We start from the raw sequence: 7458 nt of genomic DNA on the forward strand, positions 1-7458 counted from the left end.
GGCGTTGGCTCCGAGCTCCAGGAAATATTTAGTCATGGAGCGGCCAAGGCCTGTGCCGCCTCCGGTAATCACAATGGTTTTCCCTTTCAGGGCGCCTTCTTTCAGCATAGGTTCTGCCTTCATCATTTTATTTTGTTTGTTTTAAAAAGAGCTAACGTATAATTGTCAGTGCTGACTATCTAAAGATAAGAACCTCCAACGACAATCAGAGTAAAAGAAGCATTCTTTTGCTGAAGCATTTAAAACTATGGATCTAAAACAAATTGAAACCGAACTGAAAGAGGCTACCGACGGATTGCTTATGATAAGCGAAACAGATGCCCCTTTTGAATTTTACCAGGCCGAAAATTTTAAAGGCGAAACACTCGATGAAGAGACGGTGCTCAAACTCGCGGCCATGCCAGCTGATTATCCATTTGAGGAACTGGAGTTGGGTTACTTTTTCAGGAACATGACACACGCCAGACCCGATGCTGGCGAAGAAGGGATGCAGCAGGCCAAACGCTTTCAGCACCTGGAAAAAAAACTGCACGAGCTCCTGCAGGGAGTTAAGGTATACCGTGTCGGTGAAACTCAGAAACTGGTGCTCATACTAGGCCGCACACCAAACGGTGAAATTGCAGGCCTTAAAACCTTGGTGGTCGAAACATGATGTAAAAAAAATCCCCGGCTGCTTTAGTCGGGGATTTTTTTAACTTAACTCTAAAGCTATACCTTCTGAAGTAGTAACAATGTCGTGTTAAAAGTGATCTAAAACGAGCTTGTTTGCCGCAATGATGCCGCTCAAGCATACACCCACTATCCCCTGCCCCGGGTAAACTGAGTCACCGCAGGTATAGGCGCCTTTGTGATCGAGTCGGGCGTCTTTCATCTGCCAGGGTTTTATATCGCGGTACTGAGGGTAACCTCCTACCATGCCATAGGCCCTTTGCGTCCAGTAGATCCAGGCACCGGGTGTTGATGAGTCCTGATGCAAAATATCTGATCGTTTTAGCAGGCCTAAACCCTCCATCCTCTTGATGATCGCCTCTTCCAATTGTCTTTTGTTTTCGATGCGAAGCGCTGCCGGGTCACGAACATGCGTACTGATCGCTACCACTCGTTCTCCCTGCATTGCTCTTTCACTGTCGGCTGGATGGCTGTAACTTACAAAAAAGCTGCTGCTACCGATTAGTGGTAAGCCTCCGGGCACATGTACCTGGTGGTGCAGCACAAGTATAGCGGGTGCCTGACGAAGGACCAGCGCCATGGTAAAGGCGCCGTTTAGCTTCGCGGAAGGCAGCAGGTGGGGCTGCAACTTTTGTCTCACCTGATCATTCTGAAAAAGCTGATAGGTATCGTTTAGCGGTATGCCACTGATCACGAAACGCGACTGGTAGCTACCTGCCAGGCAATTTACTTCATAGCCATTCGGTAAACTGGTAATCGTATGGACGTTACGCCGGTATAGGATCGTACTCCCCTTGCTGTGCAGGTAGCTCTCAAGCGCCCGGGCCAGTCCGATCATGCCTCCCTTTACATAATAATTGCCAAACAAGGTATAGCACAAGGCGGTCGCACCGAAAAGCTCGTTTACTTCCCCCAGGTGGTTCTGCGCCGTGATCAATAATTGCTCGTTTACAAAATCTTTGAACAACTTATTTTCTAGCAGCCCATACCTGGCGAGTAAGTCTTCCATTGTTCTGAAAGCACCAGGCAACAAGGACAGTTGGTGCGGACGAACATTCCCCAATGCCTGCCACAGGTCTTTGACACTGGAGAATGGAAAGGATTTTTGCTCCAGAGAAGTACGCCATACCTTCTGGCTGATTTGAAAACAGTGCTCCCAAAATGCACGCTGCCCTTTAGGTTCAAATACACGCTCGGCTTCTTTGATCCAGTCATCGAGCTCGGCGTATCGCGTCAGTAGCTGTCCGTCCGAGAGGTACACCTGCATGGGGATGTCAAGCTTTAGAAGCGGGAGCTCGATACCTGTCACATCCAGGAGATAGCGCAGGGGCATGTGCTCGTCCAATCCAACTAGTGTCGTGGCACCCGTCTCAAACCAGTACCCTTTTCGTTTATAAGAAGAAGCGCAGCCTCCCGGGTATTTGGCTTGTTCCAGCACCGCTACTTTTAGCCCCCTTTGAGCGAGCAGGGTAGCCGCAGTGAGTGAACCAAAACCAGAACCGATCAGGATGACGTCGTACTGCATGAATGTATAATATTAGGCTTACCTTTGTCGCAAACGATAACACGTGAGCTTACGGAATGTTACTTCCAAAACACTAAAGCGATGCAAAAGAAAGTTGACATAAGCGTTATGGGCTGCGGCTGGCTCGGCCTTCCATTGGCTGAAAGACTGGTACGGTCCGGACTGCGCGTTAATGGCTCTACTACCTCTGAAGATAAGCTGGACATCCTCCGTGAAGCTGATATAAACCCCTATCTGATCAATCTCACCGCTCCTGCTCTGAACGAAGAAGTTCTGAATGATTTTTTGAAGACAGATGTGTTGGTGCTGAACATTCCACCCAAACTTCGCGCTGATGGTGGCGAGAGTTACCTGCATCAGATGACTGTGCTGAAGAAAGCGCTCCTGCAGTCGCCTGTCGGCCGGATACTTTTCGTGTCTTCTACCTCGGTATACCCAGAGCTCAACCGCATCGTGACCGAAGAAGACACCAGCTTTACCGATGAACTGGACCCTGATAATACGCTCTTGCGTGTGGAGAGAATGTTCCGGGACAGTGAACACTGGGTTTGCACCGTGGTACGCTTTGGAGGGCTTGTTGGGGGTAGCAGGCAGCCGGGACGCTTCATGGCCGGCAAAAGTGACTTGCCAAATGGCGATGCCCCTGTTAACATGATTCATCTGGAAGACTGCCTCAACATTTTAGAGCGCATCATTGCTCAGAAGAAATGGGGCCAGATATACAACGCCTGCGCCGATGAGCACCCGTGCCGACGCGACTTTTATGTAGCGGCTACCAAAGCCATAGGCCTGGAAGCCCCTACCTTCCTGAACATGGAAGAAACCAGTTTTAAACTGATCAGCAGCCAGAAACTGAAAGATGACCTGGCCTATGTCTTCTCCCATCCCGATCCCATGGCTTTCTTTTAGTATCTTTGTAGAAGAATTACTGATTGTTAATTGCTAATTGTTTTATCCACTCAGAGCAAACAATCAACAACTACCAATTAACAATTAAACATCTTCATGAAGATAATAGTCATAGGTGGCGGTGCGGCCGGATACTTTGGGGCAATCGCCTGTGCGCAGGCTAATCCGAAAGCACAGGTTACCATCCTGGAGAAAAGCAACAAGCTGTTGTCTAAAGTGAGGGTTTCGGGTGGCGGACGCTGCAATGTGACACATCACTGTTTTACACCTTCTGTCTTTGCGCAACATTATCCTCGCGGTGCCAAACAGCTGAAGGAAGCATTCAAGACCTTTGGGGCAGCGGAAACAGTAGCGTGGTTTGAGAGCCGTGGCGTGAAGTTGAAAGCTGAGGCTGATGGCCGCATGTTTCCGATCACCGATAATTCTGAGACAATCATTGACTGTCTGCAACGCGAAGTCGCCAAAGCTGGTGTAGAGGTCAAAACAGGTATGGCCGTGGAGCGCATTGTACCTCAGCCTGACAAAGGAGGCTATACCTTATACCTGAGTAATAACCACGAACTGCATGCTGATCGGGTATTAGTTAGCTCGGGCGGCAATCCCAAGAGTCAGGGCTATGATTGGTTGCGCATGCTGGGTCATTCCATCCAGGAACCTGTCCCTTCCCTGTTTACATTCAATGTGCCGGGATCGCCGCTCAAAGAGCTACAAGGTGTATCTGTTCCTCAGGCCAGGGTGCGTATAGCCGGTCAGAAGCTCGAGTACGAAGGTCCTTTACTGATCACGCATTGGGATATAGCGGACCGGCAGTGCTGAAACTTTCCGCCTGGGGTGCCCGACTGTTTCATGGTATGAACTACCGCTTCACCGCCCTGGTGAGTTGGGTGCACGATCAAACGGAAGAAAGCCTGCGGGAGCAGTTGCAACAATTCAGGAAGGCACATCCAAAAAAAGTAGTGATTACTAACCCGCTATTCGTTCTGCCGCAACGACTGTGGAAGGCACTCACAGGTATAGCAGGTATCAATGACGAAGTGAGGTGGGCTGAACTTCCTGCTAAACACACAAACAAGCTTTTAGAGGCACTGCTGAGAATGCCTGTTGAGGTGGACGGTAAAACGACTTTTAAGGAAGAGTTCGTGACCTGTGGCGGTATAGACTTGAGTCAGGTCAACTTGAAAACGATGGAAAGCCGCCTGCATCCGGGTTTACACTTTGCCGGAGAAGTACTTGACATTGATGGTATTACGGGTGGATTCAACTTTCAGGCTGCCTGGACCACAAGCTACCTGGCTGGCAGGGCCATGGCCGCTTCCATATCCTAGCATAGCGATATATCCATTTTGGAAACAAAAAATTAGGGAATGCAGTACATCAGCATACAAAACCTAATAAAAATATCACTATGGAAATTAATAAAGAAGTTTACTCAACCGTACACCATCTCATCGAAAGATGCAAAGACGGTGTAAAGGGCTATAAAACTGCTGCCGAAGACGTAGAGGATCAGGACCTGAAAGAACTGTTCCGCAAGTACGCCGTGCAGCGCGATAGCATGATCACAGAACTACAGGATCAACTGCACAAAATGGGCAAGACAGACGACGAGTCCAGCTCTATCGAAGGTACCCTGCATCGTGCCTGGATCGATATTAAAGCAGCCCTCTCTTCAAAAGACAGAAAGCGTATACTGGAGGAGTGCGAGCGTGGTGAAGACTATGCTGTGAAAGCATACGAAGAAGCCATGGAGAAGAACCTGCCAGGTGAGTTGAAGCCAATCGTGGCGCAGCAGTACCAGGATGTGAAAAACGCACATGATCATATTCGCTCGCTGCGTGACAGCGCCTGATCTTTCACATGAAGATAAAAAACAGAAAGGAGCTGCTATAGCTCCTTTTTTTTGTGCCCTCCGCTTAGGCTGAAGGTATATACTGGTATAAAAGTAATAAGCCTGACATCCGTCTGATGTCAGGCTTATCAGTTCTAACTGCGTAAAACAGTAGAATAATCTTCCAACCTTTTTATGATACCTTCTTTAACGGAAGGTTAAAGCCAAGGTTACGGATTAAGAAAAAATAATCACAAAACAAAAAGGCTGACGTTTCAAGTCAGCCTTTTCTAACAATTTGAAGCTTTTTACACTTCAAGCTTTGTATATCCTTTTATACGAACTACCCACAGGCAGGTTCGGTCAATTAGAATCTTTTTTTGCGGAATCCGCCACGATCGCCACCGCTGCTGCGACGGTCACCGCCTCTGAAAGAGTCGCGGTCGCCACGGCCACCGAAACGGCTTCCACCGCCTCCGTATCCACCTTCACGACGGCCACCTCTGTCGCCTCCACGATCTCCGCCGTAACCACCACGGTCGCCACCGCCGAAGCGCTTGCCACCACGATCACCGCCACGGTCTGCACCACGATCACTGAAACCGAAGTCTTCTCTGCCACCACCGGCACCACCTTCTTTCTTCTGCGATTTCTCTACGATCACCATGCGGCCATCCACCTCGATACGACCAACTTTCTGCAGGATATCAGCAGTGTATTCGGTAGGTACCTCCACAAAGCTGAACTTGTCATACAGGTCAATATCGCCTACTTTAGAAGCAGGTATGTCGGCGTTCTGGCTCAGCAGGTCGATCAGGTCCTTTGGATGAACGCGGTCTTTCTTACCGATCGTGATGAACAGACGGTCGAAACCGGCTTTCGGTCCACCAAGGCCTTTTTCAGCCTCTTTACCAGCCTCTTTTGTTTTGGCTTCCTTCAGGCTCATTTTGAGCAGGGCTGCCGCCACTTCCAGGGAGGTATAATCTTCGTTCACCAGTTTCTCGATGGTGTTAACATGCTTGGTCAGGTTACCTTTCTCCAGCACTTCACGCACCTTGTCAAGGAACAGGTTGGTACGGATCTCGTTTACGTCTTCGTAGGTAGGTACCTGCTGCAGCTGCACATTCGCCTTGGTATAGCGCATGATGTCCTTCAGCTTGTACATGTCAGAGCGGCCTGCCACGAAAGAGAAAGCCTTGCCTGACTTACCGGCACGACCTGTACGGCCAATGCGGTGCACGTAAGACTCTTCGTCCTGCGGCAGGTCATAGTTGAACACAGCCTCTACGTTGTCCACGTCGAGACCACGGGCTGCCACGTCAGTCGCTACCAGGATCTCGAGCATGCCGTTACGGAACTTGCCCATCACGTTAGAACGCTGGTTCTGGTTCAGGTCACCATGCAAACCATCGGCAAAATAGCCACGGGCCTGCAGGTTTGTTACTAGTTCATCCACCATACGCTTGGTATTGCAGAAGATGATCACCGACTTCATGTTGTGCATGTCCAGGATGCGGGAAAGTACTTCCTGCTTCATAGAGTTACGCACTTCGAAGTATACCTGGTCAATGTTAGTTACGGTCAGTTCCTTGTGCACCACTTTCACGATCACAGGATCGTTCTGGTAGCGCTTGGTCAGGTCCATGATCGGCTTGGACATAGTAGCCGAGAAGAAGATCGTCTGACGCTCTTCCGGCATTTTGCTTAATACGAACTCGATGTCGTCACGGAAACCCATGTCGAGCATTTCGTCGGCTTCGTCAAGGATGATCTTTTTGATCTTGTCCAGCTTGAGGGTACCGCGCTCGATGTGGTCCATCACACGGCCCGGAGTACCGATCACGATCTGCACACCCTGCTTAAGGGCACGCAGCTGACGGTCATAAGCCTGACCGCCGTAAATAGGCACGATGCTGATGCCTGGCTTATACTTAATAAGTTTCTGGATTTCTCCGGCTACTTGAATAGCAAGTTCACGCGTCGGGCACAGGATAAGCGCCTGCACACTGCGATCGTTCTCGTCGATGCTTTCGATGGTAGGTATACCAAAAGCGGCCGTCTTGCCCGTACCGTCTGGGCCTGGCCAATGATGTCGCGTCCTTCTAATACTACCGGGATTGCTTCTGTTTGGATGGGAGATGCTTCTTCGAAGCCCATGTCAGCGATAGCACGCTGGACTTCCGGCGAAAGCGGAAGCTCGTCAAATCTGATTTTGTTCATTCTGATAATAATAACTTTTTACACTACGTCTGGAGACAGCCTGTCCATAAACCCTTCTTTACGAGAAAGAAGTCCGACAAGAATAAAAATCAACCAGGTTTTGCTTTAACAGCGGTGTAGCCAGTTTTACTTAAATCAGACTGATTCCAAATCGGCTGCAAAGGTATGCATAATAAATGACACTGTTGTCATGCGTTCAAATATATTATTAAATAAGCCAACCTAAGTAGGTGTGTATTATTCGGTTATAAAATTGTTATGAGAAAATGGCGAACGATTTATATTTATTTCAAAATCTTTTTTATTT

6 protein-coding genes and 2 pseudogenes are annotated in these 7458 nt (G+C 49.0%); 4 read left to right on the top strand and 4 right to left on the bottom strand.

Translation table 11 applies throughout. The features are described 5' to 3' along the window. Positions 1 to 126 (bottom strand): annotated as a pseudogene (locus tag O71_RS24065) (short-chain dehydrogenase); the annotation flags it as partial. Positions 127 to 247: 121 nt separating this feature from the next. Here O71_RS24065 and O71_RS18490 point away from each other — a divergent pair. Beyond that, on the top strand, positions 248 to 652 hold the full coding sequence (locus O71_RS18490; protein ID WP_007659996.1) for a nuclease A inhibitor family protein: 405 nt from the start codon (positions 248 to 250) through the stop codon (positions 650 to 652). Positions 653 to 739: 87 nt separating this feature from the next. On the opposite strand, the gene O71_RS18495 is transcribed toward O71_RS18490, so the two are convergent. Next, entirely contained in the window at positions 740 to 2194 is a 1455-nt protein-coding gene (locus tag O71_RS18495; RefSeq protein ID WP_007659998.1) for an NAD(P)/FAD-dependent oxidoreductase, read from the bottom strand. A gap of 81 nt (positions 2195 to 2275) precedes the next feature. Here O71_RS18495 and O71_RS18500 point away from each other — a divergent pair, with 81 nt between their 5' ends. The 3 genes and pseudogenes from O71_RS18500 to O71_RS18510 all read left to right on the top strand — a co-directional run bounded on the left by O71_RS18500 (position 2276) and on the right by O71_RS18510 (position 4952). Further along, positions 2276 to 3103, top strand: coding sequence for an SDR family oxidoreductase (locus O71_RS18500; protein WP_007660000.1), 828 nt, complete (start codon positions 2276 to 2278; stop codon positions 3101 to 3103). Positions 3104 to 3199: 96 nt separating this feature from the next. Next, positions 3200 to 4428 (top strand): annotated as a pseudogene (locus O71_RS18505) (NAD(P)/FAD-dependent oxidoreductase). Positions 4429 to 4508: 80 nt separating this feature from the next. Continuing rightward, positions 4509 to 4952: a PA2169 family four-helix-bundle protein gene (locus O71_RS18510; protein WP_007660006.1), complete on the top strand. Its 444-nt coding sequence runs from the start codon at positions 4509 to 4511 to the stop codon at positions 4950 to 4952. Positions 4953 to 5298: 346 nt separating this feature from the next. Here O71_RS18510 and O71_RS18515 read toward each other — a convergent pair whose 3' ends face one another. Both O71_RS18515 and O71_RS26895 read right to left on the bottom strand, forming a co-directional pair. Further along, positions 5299 to 6975, bottom strand: coding sequence for a DEAD/DEAH box helicase (locus O71_RS18515; RefSeq protein WP_369750992.1), 1677 nt, complete (start codon positions 6973 to 6975; stop codon positions 5299 to 5301). Further along, positions 6888 to 7151 carry a DEAD/DEAH box helicase gene (locus O71_RS26895; RefSeq protein ID WP_304412035.1) on the bottom strand — a complete coding sequence of 88 codons (264 nt, stop codon included), beginning with the start codon at positions 7149 to 7151 and terminating at the stop codon, positions 6888 to 6890. The genes O71_RS18515 and O71_RS26895 overlap by 88 nt, the downstream gene beginning before the upstream one ends. Between the last annotated feature and the right edge of the window lie 307 nt (positions 7152 to 7458).

Source organism: Pontibacter sp. BAB1700 (genome assembly GCF_000277005.1).
Classification (GTDB): Bacteria; Bacteroidota; Bacteroidia; order Cytophagales; family Hymenobacteraceae; genus Pontibacter; species Pontibacter lucknowensis.